The sequence below is a fragment of the Hydrogenophaga sp. GW456-12-10-14-TSB4 genome, from assembly GCF_059424305.1.
Map to the genome: position 1 here is coordinate 86,539 of NZ_JBWKZH010000011.1, position 18,350 is coordinate 104,888.

The following is an 18,350-nucleotide window of genomic DNA, read 5'->3' on the forward strand; positions in this document are numbered from 1 at the left end:
GACGTAAGGAAATCTCCATGAGCGCACTCAAATACATCGCCGCCACACTTCGATGGGCCATGGTCGGACTCGCCGGTGCCTTTGCCATTGCCTCGCACGCCCTGGTCATCCCCAACGTCCCGCTCTCGGTCCAGCAGAGCGTCAGCCCGCTCATCATGCTGGTGGCCGGCAAGGACCACCGCTTCTTCTACGAAGCCTACAACGACGCCAGCGACATCGACGGCGATGGCGTGCTCGACGTCCGTTACAAGCCCAGCATCACCTACTTCGGCCTGTTCAACTCGGCCCTCTGCTACACGCACAACAACGGCAGCAGCAACACCGGCTTGTTCAGTCCGGCGGGCACGGCGGCCGCCAACTACAAGTGCCCCGGCCAGTGGGCAGGCAACTGGCTGAACTACGTGACCACCAGCCGCATCGACGCCATGAAGGTGGTGCTGTACGGCGGCACGCGCGAAGTGGACACCACCACCAGCACCATTCTGCGGCGCGCCTACATTCCGCAAGACGCCCACTCATGGGCCAAGGAGTACACCAGCCTGGCGGTGGACGGTTACCTCATCAGCGACTACACCCCGCTAAGCCAGCCCTCCTCGTCGAGCCGCCGGCACTTCTTCGGCAACCTGACGGCCAACGCGAGCACCAATTGCTCGACGCTCAGCACCTGCAGCGACCTCCCGCCCTTGCTGTCCGTGGTCACCGACTCCACCAAACGCGTCTGGGAGTGGGCCTCCAAGGAGCGCCCCGTGCTGGACGGCACCCACGGCGGCACGCGCACCGACCGGGCCGTGCGCGTCGAAGCCTGCAAGACGGGTTACACGGGCGGCTGCAAGCTCTACCCAGGTGGTCAGTACAAGCCCATCGGCCTGCTCCACGAGTACGGCGAAAACGAGGCCATGCTGTTCGGCCTGCTCAGCGGCAGCTACGACAACAGCGTGGCCGGCGGGCGCCTTCGCAAGGTGATCTCTTCTTTCAAGAACGAGGTCAACGCCACCAGCGGGCGGTTCACGAGCAACGCCACGATCGTGAAGACCTTCGACAACCTGCGCATCCGCGACTACAACAACGGCAACACCAGCCAGCAGTACCGCGGCGGCTGGGTCACGACCCGCGCGCCCAACGTGGGTGAGTTCCCGGACTGGGGCAACCCCATCGGCGAAATGATGTACGAGTCCCTGCGCTACTTCGCCGGGAAGAAGAGCGCCACCACGGCCTACATGGGCACGACCACCGTCGATGGCGAGGTGGGCTGGTCCAGCGCCACCTGGGACGATCCCTATGAATCGACCAGCGCGGCCAAGGCCCCCATGTGCGCGCGAGGCAACATGCTGGTGATCTCGGACATCAACGTCTCCTACGACTCCGACCAGTTGCCCGGTGTGGCCAGCGCCTTCGCGACCTCGCCTGCGTTTTCGGGCGATCTGACCGACTTCAATGCCCTCACCGAAGCCACCACCATCACGGCCAATGAGTCCGACGTGCCCGGCAACCGCTTCATCGGCCAGTCGGGCAGCAGTTTCGACTCGGCGCCGTCGCCAAAGAATGTGACCAACCTGGGTCAGGTGCGCGGTCTGGCACCCGAAGAGCCAACCAAGCAGGGCAGCTACCACGCCGCCGCCGTGGCCGCCTTCGGCAAACGATCGGACCTCCGAACGGCAACGGGCATGTCCGGCAAACAAAATGTGGACACCTTCGTGGTGGCACTGGCCTCGCCGCTGCCACGCATCGAAGTGCCCATGAACGCGGGCAAACGCATCACCCTCGTGCCTTTCGCGAAATCGATCAGCGGCAGCAGCATTTCCAGCGCCAAGGGCGCCTACCAGCCGACCAACCAGATCGTCGACCTGTATGTGGAAGAGATCGTCAACTCTGGCACGGCCGACGCCAACGCCTCGGTGAACGGCGGCCGCTACTACGCCAAGTTCCGCATCAACTACGAAGACGTGGAACAGGGCGCCGACCACGACATGGATGCCATCGTGGAATACACCGTCCGCGCCAACGCGGACAACACGGTGACCGTCATCCTCAAGCCGATCTACCAGGCCGGCGGCATCCAGCACCGCATGGGCTACATCATCTCGGGCACGTCTGCCGATGGTGTGTACCTCGAAGTGCAGGACGAAAGCGACCAGACGCCCTACTTCCTGAACACGCCACCGGGGCAATTGCCGGGGTACTGCGACAAGACCTCGGTGCCCAATGACTGCAAACGCCTTCCCTACCTGGGCGCGTCCTCGGGCGGCGACACCGCCACCCGCATCTTCAGCCCCGGCAGCGCCACCGGCGCCACGCTGCTGAAAGATCCACTCTGGTACGCCGCGAAATGGGGCGGCATGCTGGACAGCAACGGCAACAACCGCCCTGATCTGACGGCGGAATGGGATGCCGACGGCGACGGCGTGCCCGACACCTACTTTCTGGTGCAGAACCCGCTCAAGCTCAAGGAGTCGCTCAAGAAGACCCTGGACAACATCGCGGCGCGTTCGAGCAGCGCCAGCAACGTGTCGGCCAACAGCACCAGCATCTCCTCGTCTTCAAAGCTGTACCAGGCGATCTTCAACACCCAGCGGTGGTCCGGTGACCTCGTGGCCTACCCCGCCACGACCAACGGCGTGGGGTCCACGCCCGCCTGGCAGGCCGCGCAGGCGATGCCGGCCTGGAGCGAACGCAATGTGTTCATGCGAGCGCTCACCTCCATCTCGACACTGAGCACGGTCAAGCTCGGCAGCTACAGCAGCCTGTCGGCATCGGATCAAACAGCGCTCACCAACAACACCGTGTTCGAGTACCTGCTGGGCCGCCGCACGGCGGAAGTGCAGAACGGCGGCGCTTTGAGGGACCGCGGCACCGCACTCGGTGACATCGTGCACTCGTCCCCGTTCTACGACCGGAACACCGACGTGATCTACGTCGGCGCCAACGACGGCATGCTGCACGCCTTCCGTGGCAGAGACGGCCGCGAGCTGTTTGCGTTCGCGCCCCGTCAGTCGGTCTCGCGTCTGCGCAACCTGGCTTCGACCAGCTACGTTCACGACTACTATGTGGACGGCGATGTGGTGGTGTCGGATCGGACCGCCGCCTCCGGTGGCAAGAGCTACCTCTACAGCCTGCTCGGCCGTGGCGGCAAGGGCCTGTTCTCGCTGAACGTATCGACGCCCGATTCCTTCGGCACTGACTCGTTCCTCTGGGAGTACACGCCGCAAGGCAGCACGGTGGCGGCTGCGGACGCCAACCTGGGCAAGATGCTGGGGCGCCCCACCGTCGTCAAGCTCAACAATGGCAAGCTTGGCCTCATCGCGGGCAACGGCTATGAAAGCACGGGCGGCAAAGCCGTGCTCTACATCTTCATCATCAACACCGACGGCTCGCTCGACAGCGTGAAGACCATCGACACGCTGGTGGGTGGCGACAACGGGCTGGCGGGCCCGGCCGCCTACGATGCCAACAACGACGGCACGGTCGACTACATTTTTGCCGGCGACCTCAAGGGCAATGTGTGGAAGTTCGACGTGACGTTGAACGACCCGAACGCCTGGCACGTGTCCTACGCCGGCGCCCCGCTCTTCCAGGCACGCGACCAGAACGGCACTCCGCAGCCGATCACCGCCCCCATGTACACCGCCTTGAACAACAAGAGCGGCGACCCGAACCGGAACAAGCTGTTTGTCTTCTTCGGCAGCGGCGCCTATTTCAGGACCGGCGACGCGACCGACATGCAGCGGCAGACCTGGTACGGCCTGATCGGCGACGGGCTCGCGCCGATCAACAGCAACCGGGCTGCCGGCGCGCTGCGCCAGCGGTCGGTGACCGCCGTCGGGATCGTGGGCGGCATGTCCAGCCGCACCTTCTCGACTGCGGCACCCAACGACATGGTCGGCATGAGCGGCTGGTACCTCGACTTCACCGTCCCGGTGGAAGGCGAGCGCATCACGACCGCGGGAAAAATCATCAACTTCATCGTGCCGGCATTGACCGTCAGTTCGATGTACCCGGTCACCAACGACCCATGCGTTCCGGGCGGGCGAGGCTACCTCAACATTCTCGACCCCTTCAGTGGCTCGGCATTCAACCTCGGCATCCTGGACATCAATCGCGACAACGACTTCACGAACGACAAACTGACCGCAGCCAACGGTACCCAGGGGTTCATCGGATCGGTGGATCTAGGCGTCGGCATTCCGACCGAACCCCTGCCCATGGGCGCGCCTGGAAAGGTCATCGTCTTCGTGGGTGGCTCCGGCAACTCGGGCGGCGACGTGAGCGACGGCTCCGGCGGCGCTGGCGGCGGCGGTGCGGGCGGCCCCAACATCAAGCACATCTCGGGCAAAGGACCGCTGGGCATGAAGGGGCGGATTGCCTGGCGAGAAATCGTGAGAGACTGACACCATGATGACGATCAACCCACATCGCCGGACGCGCGGCTTCACCCTGATCGAAATGATGATCACGGTGGCCATCATCGGGATCCTCGCTGCGGTGGCCCTTCCCAACTATCGGAGCTATGTGCTGCGCACCAACCGCGCCGTCGCGACAGGCTGTCTGCAAGAGATGGCCCAGCACATGGAGAGGCGCTACACCACCAGCATGGCCTACAACGCGCCGGCGGGATTGCCCGCCCTGGCCTGCACCAACGAAGTGGCGACGCGTTATAGCTTTGCCTTCGCCGACGGCCAGCCGACGGCTACCACGTACCGGATCGAAGCCATACCGCAAGGGCCGCAGGCGCCCGATGCGCAGTGCGCAACCCTGGGTCTGACGCAACAGGGCACCAAATCCATCTCAGGCACCGCATCGGTCAATGACTGCTGGCGCTGAAAACCGCACGGGCGTCACCGAGCAGTTGCAGCGCCTGGCTGAGCGGTCCTTGCGCCTGTCCAATCCCAACCCGCGCGTCAGCTGCGTCATCACCACACCCGACGGCCGTGAAATCGGTGTCGGCCACACCCAGCAAGCCGGCGGGCCTCACGCCGAGGTGATGGCCTTGCGCGATGCGAAGGCGCGCGGTGAATCGGTGGCGGGAGCCACCGTCCACGTCACACTCGAACCCTGTTCGCACCATGGGCGGACGCCGCCCTGTTGCGACGCCTTGATCGCAGCCCATGTCGACAGGGTCGTGGTGGCCACTGTTGACCCCAACCCCCTGGTGGCGGGCCACGGCATCGAGCGCCTGCGTGCGGCCGGCATCAACGTCGACCTGCTGCCGATCGACCACGATGCCGCTCGGGCGTCCCGTGAACTCAACATCGGCTTCTTCAGCCGCATGATCCGCCACACCCCCTGGGTGCGCATGAAGGTCGCCGCGTCGCTCGACGGCGTCACCGCGCTGGAGAATGGTGTCAGTCAATGGATCACGGGCGATGCCGCCCGCACCGACGGGCACGCCTGGCGCGCCCGCGCCTGCGCGGTGCTCACCGGCATCGGCACGGTGCTGGAAGATGATCCGCAGCTCGACGTCCGCCTCGTGGACACGCCTCGCCAGCCGCATCTGGTCGTGATCGACAGCCGCTTGCAGACGCCCCTCACCGCCCGCCTCTTCCAGACACCGGCCAACGGTCTGTCCCGTCGGATCTGGATCTACCACGCCACCCGGGATGCCGAGAAGGAGCGCGCCCTGCAGGCCCTGGGCGCGACCCTGATCCCCATGCCGGCAGCCCATGGCAAGGTGGATCTGCCCGCCATGCTCGTTGATCTGGCCCGGCGCGAAGTGAACGAGCTGCATATCGAGGCCGGTCACAAGCTCAACGGATCGTTCCTGCGCGAAGGCCTGGTGGACGAGCTGCTGCTCTACCTCGCGCCGCAATTGCTCGGGCGTGGTGCGGGCCTGGCCGACTTCGGCCCCCTGCAGCATCTGGCGGACGGCCTCTTGTTGCGCTACGCCTCCGTGGACAAGGTAGGGGCCGACCTGCGCATCATGGCCCGCATGCAAGGCCGCGACAGCTTCCTCACCCATTCCGGCGAGGATACAAAAAGCAATACCAAGCAACTATCGACTGGATGATACCGCCCATCAAAAATGATCCTTTGGGATTATTTTTGATTGATAGAGTGCCGGCATGCAAAAAGCACGACCGCGCCTCCCGGCGAACTCGCATGCGCCTCTGGGCACCTCACTGATCGAGCTGCTGGTGGTGATCGCGGTGCTCGCCGTCCTGTCATCGCTCGCCATCCCGTCCTTCGCCAGCATCGCCCGGCAATACCGAGTGAACGCGGTCACCGAGGCATTCATGGCATCGGTCCAACTCGCTCGGGTGGACGCCATGCGCCTGGGCCAGGACATCGTCCTGCGGCGCGATACCGGGTGCATCGCCACCTTGCCCACCACGGCCGATTGGCGCTGCGGCTGGCGCGTGTTCGCGGACCTCAACGGCAGTCACGAGCGAGAGGCCGCCGAAGCCGAGCTCCAGTCCGTTGCCCTCCCTCCTGGGGTCTACCTCCAGGCGCAGGGCGCCGGAAGCCCGCAATACCTGACCATCAACCGCTATGGTCAGATCAACGTCCGGGGCCAACGGTTCGCTGTGTTCCCTGCCGGCATGACCGCGATGGACGGCCAGCTGATCTGCTTCTCTACCGGCACGCGCCTGCGCACGGTCAGAAACGCCAAGGACTGCGACGATCAGGCCGCGTCATGAAGCACGCGCGTCATCACCAACGCGGCACCAGCCTGATCGAAGCACTGGTGGCCCTGCTCGTGCTGGCCCTGGGCGTCATGGGCATGGCGGCGGTTCAAACCCGATCATTGGCCACGGCCCGCACCACCAACCTGCGGGCACTGGCCATCCAGGCGGCCGAAGACTTGCAAGACCGTATCCAGGCCAACGCCGCCCTGCGATACAAGCCGCCCCTCGTCAACCCCTACCTCACGCCCTGGGGACCGCCCCCTGCCAGCGACAGAAACTGCGCCGCCACTGTTTGCGACGGTCCGCAGCTGGCGACGTTCGATCTCATGCAATGGAAAAAGGAACTGGCCCGGTCATTGCCCGCTGGTGACGGGCTCGTCTTTGCGTCCCCGACAGACGCCACCCAATGGGGCATTCTGGTGGCCTGGACGGAGACCAAGACCCGAACCGAACCCCTGGCCTCCGCCAGCCAGCCGGACACCGGTGTGCCGGGCGCGAACTGCCCCGGCACATTCACCTGCCACCTGATCTTCATCCGGCCGTGAGAGCATCGCGCCAGTCAGGCTTGAGCCTGATCGAACTCATGATCGGGCTGGTCGTCGGCCTCATGGTGGTGATCGCGGCCATGGGCAGCCTGGGGTACACGCGTGCGGCGTCCCAGGTCGTGGGCGACAGCACGCGCCTGCAGCAGGACGCCGCCACCGCCTTTCGCATCATCGGGCAGACCGCTCGCCAGGCGGGGGCCAGGCGCCTGGTGGACATGCCCGGTGGCATGGTGACCTTCAACCCGCAGTACAAGGGTGTTGAAGTCAATGCCAACACCGGCTTGGCCATCAGCATCAAGGGCACCGACGGCGCGCGCAATGGGCCCGATACCCTGACGATCGACAGGGACCACACACTGGCCTTGGGCACCAAGGCCGGCGCGGCAAGCTTCGACAGCGTCGATTGTGTGGGCGGCAGTGTCACGCCTGGAAAAAACGTCAGCAACATCATCCGGGTCGATGCGGGCCTGTTGAAGTGTGGTGGACCCGGAGGGCAATACGGCATGGTGGCCGGCGTTGAGGACTTCCAGGTCTGGTACGGGCTCCGGGAAGGTGACGGGCTGCGCTACACCACCGCCAGCGCCCTGACCAAGCTCTCCCCTGCCCCCTGGGATCAGGTCGAAGCCTTGCGCATCTGCCTGCGCCTGGCCGGCGAACTCAGAAACCAGCCGGGTGCGCAAACCAAGGGCTGCCAGGACGAAGCCATCCCCGACGATGGCCGGCTGCGCCGCGTGTTCTTTCGCGTCTTCAAGCTGCGCAACGCCGACCTATGAACACCCCCTCGTCCCACGCAAGAAGCGCTCGCCAGCAAGGGATTGCGCTCATTGTCGTGATGGTCATGCTTTTGCTGGCCACCATCGTCGTGCTCGGCAGCACCCGCCTGGGCTGGCTCAACGAACGCATGGTGGGCAGCGAAAGCGATCATCAGCGCGCATTCGCGGCGGCCGAAGCCCTCATCCGCGACGCGGAGCGCGACATCAAGGGCTTGCAGGCCGACGGCATCACGCCCTGCCAGAAAGGTCCCTCCTTCATCGGCTGCCGCCCGTTGGCGGCCGGCGCGCCGTTCTTTCCGCAGAGCCTGGCCGACCTCGACCTGCTGCGGGCGCGCCTCAAAGCCGGCACGAACAACTGCCTGCGCGGGGTCTGCCTGCCGGACACCACCGACACCCTGAACCGGGAGCCCTGGACGACCCAGCTCGCGGCCATGACGGCCGGCACCGGCGACGCCTCCGTGCCAGCCCGGTATGGCGAATTCACCGGGCTCGACCCCGCCTCCACCGGCAATGCCTTGCTGCAGTGGTCCCGGCCCGGCGTGACACCCGCCGTGGCCGCTCGCGCCTGGTACTGGGTGGAGGTCTTCCTGTACACCGAAGCCGCCGGCATGGCGGCAGTGTCCGAACACCGCCTGGCGCCCGATCCCACGCAACCTTTTGTCTATCGCATCACCGCCTATGTGCAAGGCATGAAGCCTGGCACGCGGGTCTGGCTGCGTTCGGTCTATGTGCCCCGCCCCACAGCCGATCTGGAGTGACTCTTTGCGCCCCACCCTGATCACCATCGCCTGCGCCACCCTCCTGCCCCTGGCGACCCATGCCGCGCCCCTGAAGCTCGCGCAATCGCCGGCCGCGCTGGGGCGCGAACCCGCCCCCAACGTGATCGTCTCCGTGGACGATTCCGGCAGCATGGGACGCGCAGGCATTGCCACACTCCAGGCCGCATTGCGGCAGACCTTCTCGGCCACCAACGTGCCCGACGACCGTGTGCGCCTGGCCTGGCAATCCATGAACCGATGTGCCGGCATCCCGAGCGACAACGCCGCCTGCAAGGGCCAGAACGGCATGGCCCGGCTCAACGGCGCGCACCGCCTCAACTTCCTGAACTGGGTGGACCGGTTGATACCGAACAACCAGACCCCCTCCCACCTCATGATCGATGAGGCGGGCAAGTACCTGAGCCGGACCGATCTCGGCGTCCACAGCCCCTGGGCCGCCAACCCCGGTGTGACGGAGGCCCCTCTCCTGTCGTGCCGGAAGTCGTACCACGTCTTCATGACGGACGGCGCCTGGAACACCGTGCCCTACAGCGGCCGCGACGCGGCGGGGCTGGACAACCAGCACATCGCCCGGGGCGGCAATGCCGACAACACGAGCCTCACCCTGCCCGACGGCGTCAAATACGACACCGCATCCGCACAGACCCGGCTGTACCGGGACAGCTGGGGAAGCGACATGGCGAGCAGCCTCTCCGACCTGGCCTTCTACTACTGGTCGCGCGACCTTCAACCGGGCCTGACCAACAACGTGCGCCCCAGCCCCAAAACGCCCTGGCCTCGTCAAAACTTTGGCACCGTCCAGCGCCCGGCGGAACTCGACGCGTACTGGAATCCTCGCAACGACCCCGCCACCTGGCAACACCTGGTGACCTACACCATCGGTTTCAACGATGCCGCCGCCTGGACCGGTCTGCCGACCTGGAGCGGCAACACCTTCAACAGCCTGGGCGGCCTCATCAACGGCGACGTCCATTGGCCCTCGCCGTTCTGCCTCTACTTTTCCAACGCCAATCAGCCTTGCGACAGTGCGCTCAACCTGAGTTGGCTCGCCCGCGAGAACGAGCGCAAGGTGGAGCTGTGGCACGCGGCCCTCAACAGCCGCGGACGTTTTGTGCCCGCCAACAGCGACACCGCGCTGCTCGACGCCTTCCAGGGCATCCTGGACGACATCCTGAGCCAGACCTCGCAGCCCCTGGTCAGCATCGCGAGCAGCACCAACCGCCTTCGGTCCGACGGGCTCATCTACGTCGCCGGGTTCGACTCCAGCAACTGGAGCGGTAACCTGAGCGCCTACGCCGTCAACGCCGCCACCCAGAGCGTTGGCAGCACGCCGTCCTGGTCTGCGCACCAGTTGCTGGACGCCGGCACGCCCGAGGCACGGCAAATTCTCACGCACACCGGCACCGGGGCCGTCAGCTTCCAGTGGGACAACCTGAGCCCGGCACAACAAGGCGCGCTGAAAGGCGCGGACAGCGACACCGAGGGAAAGCGCCGCCTGAACTACCTGCGAGGACACCGTGGCGACGAGAGCGACAAGGTCGGCGGCACACTGCGCCGTCGCGATTCGCGCCTGGGCGACATCGTGAACGCCAACATCTGGCAGGCCCGGCAACCCGTGCGCCTGGGTTTCGAGCACCCCGGGCATGCCGACTTCCGCCGCCGGCAGGCGGGCCGCCAACCCATGCTGTACGTGGGCGCGAACGACGGCATGCTGCACGCCTTCAGCGCCGAGGACGGCCGTGAACTCCTGGCCTATGTGCCCATCGGGGTCTACGGGCACCTGCGGGGCTACACGCGGCCCGACTACAGCCACCGCTACTTCGTGGATGGACAGGCGTTCACCGGCGATGCCGATCTCAGCGGCATGGCGAACAACGCGGGCCAGCAGCCCGACTGGCACACGCTTCTGGTCGGCACCCTGGGCGCTGGCGGCAGGGGCTACTTCGTGCTGGATGTCACCACGCCGCTGGCGGCCACGGCGCCCACGTCCACCTTCAAACCATCGGGCGTTCTGTTGGACAGGAGCTTTTCAGGCGAAGGGCCGGCACCCGATGAAGCCGCCAAGGACATCGGCCACATCCAGGCCCAGCCGGTGGTGAGCGCCGCCGACAGCAGTCGCAGCGAGCAGATCGTCAAACTCAACAACGGCCGCTGGGCGGCGGTCATGGGCAACGGCGTCAACAGCGTGAACGAGCGCCCTGTCCTGCTCATCCAGTACCTGGATGGCGCGCGGGAACTGCTGCGCATCGTGGCCCATGCCTCCACCGACCAGGGCAACGGCCTGTCCGCACCGCGCCTGCTCGACATGAACGGGGACGGCACGATGGATGTGGCCTACGCGGGCGACCTTCAAGGCCAGCTCTGGAAGTTCAATCTCACCCACACCGATGCCACGAAATGGGGCGTCAGCGACTGGAGCGGCGGCGGCGTGCCGTGCAAGGACGCGTCCTGCACGCCGTTCTTGACCGCCCGCGACGCGGCCAGCCCAACCACCCCGCAGCCCATCGCCACGGCACCGCTGTGGATGGCCCATCCCCTGGGTGGCGTCCAGATCCTGTTCGGCACCGGCCGCAATCTGGAGGAAGCCGACCGGGCCAACGCCCGGGTACAGACGATCTATTCGGTGTGGGACCGAAGCCAATACACCGTCGTGAAAGGGGTCGGTCTGTCCGAGACCGCAGACCCGCGCTCCTCGATCCCGGGACGCATGGCGCTCGTCCAGCAATCCGTGACCGGTGCCGTGACCAGCCGCGCCTCCGGCACCGAAGCACCGACCCACTACTTCAACACTTCCCGCCAACCCGTCGCCTATTCCCGCACCGACGCCAAGGCGCCCCGCGGCTGGTACATGGACCTGCCGGACGCTGGCGAGCGGGTGTTGAGCAACCCCCAGCTGTTCGAGGGCCAGAAGGTGATCGTCGCCACCTCTGCCCCACCCCAGGGAAGCGCCGAAGAGACCTGCGCCTTCGAGCAGGCACAGGAAAGCGGCGCGATCAACGTGCTCAACATGATCACCGGACAGCCGTCAAAAACCCCCGTGTTCTCCAGCACGGACGCCACCATGTCCATGGCCCATGCTTCGCGCGTGCGCTTCGGCAACGGCGAGTCCACCTTCATCTACACCCCTGGGGGCGATCTGAACCTGCTCTCGCTCTCCAACGCCTCGGGCGATCCGACCTGCGGCCCCGGCAAGCCTGCTTGCATCAAGACGCAGACATTGACGGCCGGCAAAGTGCCGGGCCGGCGGGCGGACTGGCGGGCCTTTGAATGAGCGCTCAACGGGGTTTCACGCTGATCGAGGTCCTGATCGTCACAGCGATCGTGGCGGTGCTCACCGCCATCGCCCTGCCGCAATACACCACCTACGTGCAGCGCAGCCACCGTGCCAATGCCCGGGCGGCGCTGTTGCAGGCCGCCCAATGGCTGGAGCGCGCCGCCACCGCGCAAGGCGCCTACCCGGAGCGGGCAGCCATTCCATCCGGGGTGCTGGCGGTGGAAGGCGATCGGTACACGATTGGCTTCAAAACACTGAGCGCCAGCGCGTTCGTGCTGCAGGCCACGCCCCGCGCTGTGCAAGCCCGGGACGAATGCGGCGTCTTCGAGCTCAACGAAGCGGGTCTGAGAACACAATCCGCCTCCGCGCAGGTGCCGGCCCCCCTCTCCGCGCAGGACTGCTGGAACCGCTAGCACCGGCTTCCAGGCCCGGTTTCCGAAACCCTGCGAAAATAGCGGGATGTTTACCGGCATCATCACCGGCGTGGGGCGGATCGCCGCCCTCCACGACCTGGGCAGCTCTTTGGACCATGGCAAGCGACTCACTCTCGAGGCGCCGCCGGGCTACCTCGACGACGTCGGTCTGGGCGACAGCATCGCCCTCAACGGCGCCTGCATGACCGTCACCTCGCTGGACCTGCCCGGGCAGCGCTTCACCATCGACATCTCGGCCGAGTCCCTCGCCCGGACCACCGGTCTGGCCCAGACCGGCCGCCGCATCAACCTGGAAAAGGCGCTGCGCGCCCACGACCGCCTGGGCGGGCACATCGTCTCGGGCCACGTGGACGGGGTGGGCACGGTCACCCGCTTCGCCCAGGTGGGCGAAAGCTGGGAATTGCGCATCCTGGCACCGACCGAGCTGGGCAAGTACCTGGCCTACAAAGGCTCGATCACCGTCAACGGCGTCAGCCTCACCGTCAACCAGGTGGCCGACAGCGCCGCAGGCTGCGAATTCAGCATCAACCTCATTCCCCACACGGTCGAGAACACCGCGCTGGGCGAGCTGACCAACGGCAGTCCGGTCAACCTCGAAATCGACACCGTCGCGCGCTACGTCGAGCGCATGCTCAGCGCCGGCGCCCACCCCACCAAGGAACCCGCATGAACGCCCCCGAAACCCTGGCCCCGGTGGCCATCTCGCCGGTCGAGGACATCGTCGCCGACATGCGCGCCGGCCGCATCGTCATCCTGGTCGATGAAGAAGACCGTGAAAATGAAGGCGACCTGGTGCTGGCCGCCGACCACGTCACGCCCGAAGCCATCAACTTCATGGCCCGCTTCGGCCGCGGCCTGATCTGCCTCACCCTCACCCGCGAGCGCTGCGAGCGCCTGCGCCTGCCGCCCATGGTGCCGCGCAACGGCACCAAGATGGGCACGGCCTTCACCATCTCCATCGAGGCGGCCGAGGGCGTCACCACCGGCATCTCGGCCGCCGACCGCGCCCGCACCGTGCAGGCGGCCGTGGCCCCTGACGCGCAGGCCGGCGACCTGGTTCAGCCCGGTCACATCTTCCCCTTGCAGGCGGTGGAAGGCGGGGTGCTCATGCGCGCCGGCCACACCGAAGCCGGCTGCGACCTGGCCGCCATGGCCGGCTGCAGTCCCGCGTCCGTGATCTGCGAGATCATGAAAGACGACGGCACCATGGCGCGCCTGCCTGACCTGCAGGTCTTCGCCGCCGAACACGGCCTGAAGATCGGCACCATCGCCGACCTGATCGAACACCGCAGCCGCAACGAATGCCTGGTGAAGAAACTCGGCACGCGCAGCCTGAACACCGCCTTCGGCGAATTCCAGGTCACGGCCTTCAGCGACCAGCCCAGCGGCGCCCTGCACCTGGCCCTCGTGAAAGGCCAGTGGAAGCCCGAGGACAGCGTGGCCGTGCGCGTGCACGAGCCCCTCTCGGTGCTCGACGCGCTGGAAGTTGGTCGCTCCATGCACTCCTGGAGCCTGGAAGCCAGCCTGCGCCACATCGCGCAGGCCGGCGCGGGCGTGGCCGTGCTGCTCAACTGCGGTGAAACCGCCGGCCAGCTCCTGGCCCAGTTCGAGGGCACCGCGCGCTCGGCCCAGGCCCCCGAGCGGGGCCGCATGGACCTGCGCACCTACGGCGTGGGCGCGCAGATCCTGCGCGACTGCGGCGTGCACCGCATGCAGCTCATGGGCAACCCGCGCCGCATGCCCAGCATGACCGGCTACGGCCTCGAAATCACGGGCTACCTCAGCCGCAACGGCTGACCCGCCGTCTCCTTTTTCCTCCTACCCCCACAGAAACGGACCCCTCCCATGTTCGGCGCAGACAAAGGCACCCCCAGCGTGCTCGACGGCAGAAAACTCAGCATCGGCATCGTCCAGGCCCGCTTCAACGAATCCATCACCGACGCCCTGTTCAACGCCTGCCTGGCCGAACTGCTCGCCCTGGGCGTGCAGGACAAGAACATCGCCCACGTGAAGGTGCCCGGCGCACTCGAAGTGCCGGTGGCCCTGCAGGCCATGGCCGAGCGCGACGACTTCGACGCGCTGATCGCCCTGGGCTGCATCATCCGCGGCGAGACCTACCACTTCGAGCTGGTGGCCAATGAATCCGGCGCCGGCGTGACGCGCCTCTCGCTGGACTACCAGATCCCCATCGCCAACGCCATCCTGACCACCGAGAACCTGGAGCAGGCCGTGGCCCGCCAGACCGACAAGGGCCGCGATGCGGCCCGTGTGGCGGTGGAAATGGCCCACCTGCTGCAAGAGATCGGCTGAACATGTCCGCAGAAACCCCCACCCCGGCCGGTGCCAAGAGCGCCGGCACCGCGCGCAAGGCGTCCGACAAGTCCGCCCGCACCCGCGCCCGCGAGTTCGCCCTGCAGGCGATCTACCAGCACCTGGTGGGCCGCAACGCCGCCGTCGACATCGACACCTTCACGCGCGACCTGGCCGGCTTCCACAAGGCCGACAGCGTGCACTTCGACGCCCTGCTGCACGGCTGCATCGCCGAGGCTCAGGCACTCGACGCCCTGATCGTCCCCCGCCTGGACCGCCCGCTCGCGGAACTCTCGCCCATCGAACACGGCGTGCTCTGGATCGGCGCCTACGAGTTCCAGCACTGCCTGGACGTGCCCTGGCGCGTGGTGCTCAACGAATGCATCGAGCTGGCCAAATCGTTCGGTGGCACCGACGGCCACAAGTACGTCAACGGCGTGATGCACCAGCTGGCCTCGCAACTGCGCCCGGCGGAAGTGGCCGCGTCGCCGGCCCCCACCGCGCGCAAGACCGCTCCATGAGGATTGCCCAGCGCGCACAGCGCGTCGAACCGTTCTACGTGATGGAGCTGGCCAAGGCCGCCTCCGCGATGGCGGCCCAGGCCGGTGCCGGCGACCGGCCGATGATCTACCTCAACATCGGCGAACCCGACTTCACCGCCCCGCCCCTGGTCACCGCCGCCGCCGAACGCGCCATCCACGCCGGCCGCAGCCAGTACACGCAGGCCACCGGCCTGCCCCCACTGCGCGAAGCCATCGGCGGCTGGTACGCCTCGCGCTTCGGCCTGCGCATCGACCCGGCCCGCATCGTGATCACCGCCGGCGCCTCGGCCGCGCTGCAGCTGGCCTGCCTGGCGCTCATCGAAGCCGGCGACGAGGTGCTCATGCCCGACCCGAGCTACCCGTGCAACCGGCAGTTCGTGCAGGCCGCCGAAGGCCGTGCGGTGCTGATCCCGTCCGGTCCCGAACAGCGCTTCCAGCTCAGCGCCGAGCAGGTCGACGCCGCCTGGGGTCCGGCCACGCGCGGCGTCCTGCTGGCCTCGCCCTCCAACCCCACCGGCACCAGCATCGCCCGCGAAGAGCTCGAACGCATCACTCGCCTCGTGCGCGACCGCGGCGGCGTCACCCTGGTCGACGAGATCTACCTCGGCCTGAGCTTTGAAGACGAGTACGGCCACAGCGCACTGGGCCTGCCCGACGGCCTGGGCGACGAAGTCATCAGCATCAACAGCTTCTCCAAATACTTCAACATGACCGGCTGGCGCCTGGGCTGGCTGGTGCTGCCGCCGGCCCTGGTGCCGGCGGTGGAGCGCCTGGCACAGAACCTGTTCATCTGCGCCAGCACCATCGCCCAGCACGCCGCGCTGGCCTGCTTCGAGCCCGACAGCCTGGGCGAGTACGAGCGCCGCCGAGCCGCCTTCAAGGCCCGGCGCGACTACTTCATTCCGGAGCTCGACCGACTGGGCCTCAACGTGCCTGTCATGCCCGACGGCGCTTTCTACGCCTGGGCCGACGTGCGCGGCCTGTGCGAACGCTGGGGCATCCCGCCCCAGGGCACTCGGCCCGACGAAGGCGGCAGCTGGGCGCTGGCATTCGAGCTCATGAAACGCTGCCAGCTCGCCACCACGCCCGGGCGCGATTTCGGCCAGGCCGATCCCGGCCGCTACCTGCGCTTCTCCACCGCCAACTCGATGGCCCAGCTCCAGGAAGCCGTGGCCCGCCTGGAGCAGGCCCTGTGAGCGCGCCCCAAGCCCTCTTCACCTGGCCGGTGCGCGTGTACTGGGAAGACACCGACGCGGGCGGCATCGTCTTCTACGCCAACTACCTCAAGTTCTTCGAGCGCGCCCGCACCGAGTGGCTGCGCCACCTGGGCCTGGGGCAGCAGGCCTTGCGCGACGAGGTCGGTGGCATGTTCGTGGTGAGCGAAACCCAGGTGCAATACCACCGCCCGGCGCGCCTGGATGATTTGCTTCTGGTTACAGCCCACGTGCGGGAAGCGGGCCGGGCCTCCCTGACAATCGAGCAGCGCGCGCTCCTGCAGCCCCCGCTGGCCGGCGAGGCCCCCCTGCTGCTGTGCGAGGGCACGATCCGGATCGGCTGGGTCGATGCCCGAAGCCTGCGCCCCCAGCGCATCCCGACCCAGGTGGCGAGCGCGCTGCAGGGCCCGGCCTGACGGGTCACCCACCGAAACTTTTTCCCCATCTACCGCCTCCGAACACCCATGACCCAAGATCTCTCCATCGTTCAATTGATGCTCAACGCGAGCTGGGTGGTGCAGGCCGTCGTGGCGCTGCTGGTGGTCGTCTCCGTGGTGAGCTGGGCCGCCATCTTCCGCAAGGTGTTCGCCCTGAGGCGCGTGCGCAGCTACAACGAAGACTTTGAACGCGAATTCTGGTCGGGCACCAACCTCAACGACCTCTACGCCTCCGCCGCCCAGAATGCCAAGCACGGTGGCCCGATGGAGCGCATCTTCGCCAGCGGCATGCGCGAGTACCAGAAACTGCGCGAGCGCCGCATCACCGACAGCGGCGCCCTGCTCGACGGCGCGCGCCGCGCCATGCGGGCGAGCTTCCAGCGCGAGCTGGACGCACTGGAAACCAACCTCTCCTTCCTTGGCTCGGTCGGCTCGGTCTCGCCCTATGTGGGCCTGTTCGGCACCGTCTGGGGCATCATGCACGCCTTCATCGGCCTGGCTGCATTGGCGCAGGTGACCCTGGCCACAGTGGCCCCCGGCATCGCCGAAGCCCTGGTCGCCACCGCCATCGGCCTGTTCGCCGCCATCCCGGCGGTGGTGTTCTACAACCGCTTCTCGCACGACATCGACCGCGTGGCCAACGCCATGGAGACCTTCATGGAAGAGTTCTCCAACATCCTGCAACGCAACCTCGGCGTGCATCCCCAAACCCCGTCGGGACACTGACATGCCAGCCGTCTCCTCCCGCGGCCGGGGCCGCCGCACCATCAACGAGATCAACATGGTGCCCTTCATCGACGTGATGCTGGTGCTGCTGATCATCTTCATGGTCACCGCCCCGCTCATCACGCCAAGCCAGATCGCCCTGCCCAGCGTGGGTCAGGCCGGGCGCCAGCCCGACCGCTTCGTGGCCGTGGTGATCGACAAGGACGAGCAGATCAAGGTGCGCGAAGGTTCCTCCAGCGCCGAACCGCAACCCGTCTCCATGGGCCAACTCGTCGCGCGCGTGCAGCAGTTGCAGGCCAGCCGGGGCAGCCCGCCGGAAGGCGGCGTGCCGGTCGTGATCAGCGCCGACAAGAACGTCAAGTACGAAGCCGTTGTTCGCGTCATGGATACCTTGCAGCGCGCCGGCATTGCGCGCGTCGGCCTCTCCGTGCAAACCTCGCGCTGAGCCACGCCACCCGCCATGCAATCGACCGCCGACCACCTCGACCTCGCACCGCCGCGCAACGGGCGCTGGATCGGCCCCATGGGCCTGGCCCTGTTCGCCCATGGTCTGCTGGTGATCGCCCTCACCCTGGGCGTGCAATGGCAGAACGACGGCGAGCCTGTCACCGTCGAGGCCGAGCTCTGGTCCCGCACGCCGCAGCAGGCCGCGCCGCGGGCGGTGGAGCCGCCGCCGCCGCCGCCCACCCCGGCTCC

17 protein-coding genes and 1 pseudogene are annotated in these 18,350 nt (G+C 67.1%); all 18 read left to right on the plus strand.

Annotation, left to right across the window (positions count from 1 at the left end):
* Positions 1-17 precede the first annotated feature (17 nt).
* On the plus strand, positions 18-4,385 hold the full coding sequence (locus AC07ZS_RS08350; protein WP_494798126.1) for a pilus assembly protein: 4,368 nt from the start codon (positions 18-20) through the stop codon (positions 4,383-4,385).
* A gap of 4 nt (positions 4,386-4,389) precedes the next feature.
* Positions 4,390-4,818, plus strand: coding sequence for a type IV pilin protein (locus tag AC07ZS_RS08355; RefSeq protein WP_494798127.1), 429 nt, complete (start codon positions 4,390-4,392; stop codon positions 4,816-4,818).
* On the plus strand, positions 4,802-6,001 hold the full coding sequence (gene ribD / locus AC07ZS_RS08360; RefSeq protein WP_494798128.1) for a bifunctional diaminohydroxyphosphoribosylaminopyrimidine deaminase/5-amino-6-(5-phosphoribosylamino)uracil reductase RibD: 1,200 nt from the start codon (positions 4,802-4,804) through the stop codon (positions 5,999-6,001). Before AC07ZS_RS08355 ends, ribD begins: the two co-directional genes overlap by 17 nt.
* A gap of 55 nt (positions 6,002-6,056) precedes the next feature.
* Entirely contained in the window at positions 6,057-6,632 is a 576-nt protein-coding gene (locus tag AC07ZS_RS08365; protein WP_494798129.1) for a GspH/FimT family pseudopilin, read from the plus strand.
* Positions 6,629-7,165 (plus strand): type IV pilus modification protein PilV, encoded by a 537-nt coding sequence (pilV, locus tag AC07ZS_RS08370; protein ID WP_494798130.1) that lies wholly within the window; start codon positions 6,629-6,631, stop codon positions 7,163-7,165. The genes AC07ZS_RS08365 and pilV overlap by 4 nt, the downstream gene beginning before the upstream one ends.
* Positions 7,162-7,938: a PilW family protein gene (locus tag AC07ZS_RS08375; protein WP_494798131.1), complete on the plus strand. Its 777-nt coding sequence runs from the start codon at positions 7,162-7,164 to the stop codon at positions 7,936-7,938. The genes pilV and AC07ZS_RS08375 overlap by 4 nt, the downstream gene beginning before the upstream one ends.
* Positions 7,935-8,696, plus strand: coding sequence for a pilus assembly PilX family protein (locus AC07ZS_RS08380; RefSeq protein ID WP_494798132.1), 762 nt, complete (start codon positions 7,935-7,937; stop codon positions 8,694-8,696). The genes AC07ZS_RS08375 and AC07ZS_RS08380 overlap by 4 nt, the downstream gene beginning before the upstream one ends.
* A 4-nt stretch (positions 8,697-8,700) precedes the next feature.
* Positions 8,701-11,988, plus strand: a complete 3,288-nt coding sequence (locus AC07ZS_RS08385) for a pilus assembly protein (protein ID WP_494798133.1) — start codon at positions 8,701-8,703, stop codon at positions 11,986-11,988.
* The gene (locus AC07ZS_RS08390) at positions 11,985-12,404 is read left to right on the plus strand and encodes a type IV pilin protein (RefSeq protein ID WP_494798134.1); all 420 of its coding nucleotides are present in this window, start codon (positions 11,985-11,987) and stop codon (positions 12,402-12,404) included. Before AC07ZS_RS08385 ends, AC07ZS_RS08390 begins: the two co-directional genes overlap by 4 nt.
* A gap of 46 nt (positions 12,405-12,450) precedes the next feature.
* The gene (locus tag AC07ZS_RS08395; RefSeq protein ID WP_494798135.1) at positions 12,451-13,095 is read left to right on the plus strand and encodes a riboflavin synthase; all 645 of its coding nucleotides are present in this window, start codon (positions 12,451-12,453) and stop codon (positions 13,093-13,095) included.
* A complete protein-coding gene (gene ribBA / locus AC07ZS_RS08400; protein ID WP_494798136.1) occupies positions 13,092-14,222 on the plus strand; it encodes a bifunctional 3,4-dihydroxy-2-butanone-4-phosphate synthase/GTP cyclohydrolase II in 1,131 nt (376 codons plus the stop codon). The genes AC07ZS_RS08395 and ribBA overlap by 4 nt, the downstream gene beginning before the upstream one ends.
* Before the next feature lie 48 nt (positions 14,223-14,270).
* Complete coding sequence (gene ribH / locus AC07ZS_RS08405; RefSeq protein ID WP_297399099.1) at positions 14,271-14,735, plus strand: 6,7-dimethyl-8-ribityllumazine synthase; 465 nt, start codon at positions 14,271-14,273, stop codon at positions 14,733-14,735.
* A 2-nt stretch (positions 14,736-14,737) separates the two neighbouring features.
* The gene (gene nusB, locus AC07ZS_RS08410; RefSeq protein ID WP_494798137.1) at positions 14,738-15,256 is read left to right on the plus strand and encodes a transcription antitermination factor NusB; all 519 of its coding nucleotides are present in this window, start codon (positions 14,738-14,740) and stop codon (positions 15,254-15,256) included.
* The gene (locus AC07ZS_RS08415; protein WP_494798138.1) at positions 15,253-16,473 is read left to right on the plus strand and encodes a pyridoxal phosphate-dependent aminotransferase; all 1,221 of its coding nucleotides are present in this window, start codon (positions 15,253-15,255) and stop codon (positions 16,471-16,473) included. The genes nusB and AC07ZS_RS08415 overlap by 4 nt, the downstream gene beginning before the upstream one ends.
* Positions 16,470-16,907 carry a tol-pal system-associated acyl-CoA thioesterase gene (gene ybgC, locus AC07ZS_RS08420; RefSeq protein WP_494798139.1) on the plus strand — a complete coding sequence of 146 codons (438 nt, stop codon included), beginning with the start codon at positions 16,470-16,472 and terminating at the stop codon, positions 16,905-16,907. The genes AC07ZS_RS08415 and ybgC overlap by 4 nt, the downstream gene beginning before the upstream one ends.
* Positions 16,908-16,955: 48 nt before the next feature.
* Positions 16,956-17,654: a protein TolQ gene (gene tolQ, locus AC07ZS_RS08425; RefSeq protein WP_494798140.1), complete on the plus strand. Its 699-nt coding sequence runs from the start codon at positions 16,956-16,958 to the stop codon at positions 17,652-17,654.
* A gap of 1 nt (position 17,655) precedes the next feature.
* The gene (locus tag AC07ZS_RS08430) at positions 17,656-18,099 is read left to right on the plus strand and encodes an ExbD/TolR family protein (protein WP_291112118.1); all 444 of its coding nucleotides are present in this window, start codon (positions 17,656-17,658) and stop codon (positions 18,097-18,099) included.
* Positions 18,100-18,114: 15 nt separating this feature from the next.
* Positions 18,115-18,350: pseudogene (locus AC07ZS_RS08435) on the plus strand (cell envelope integrity protein TolA); the annotation flags it as partial.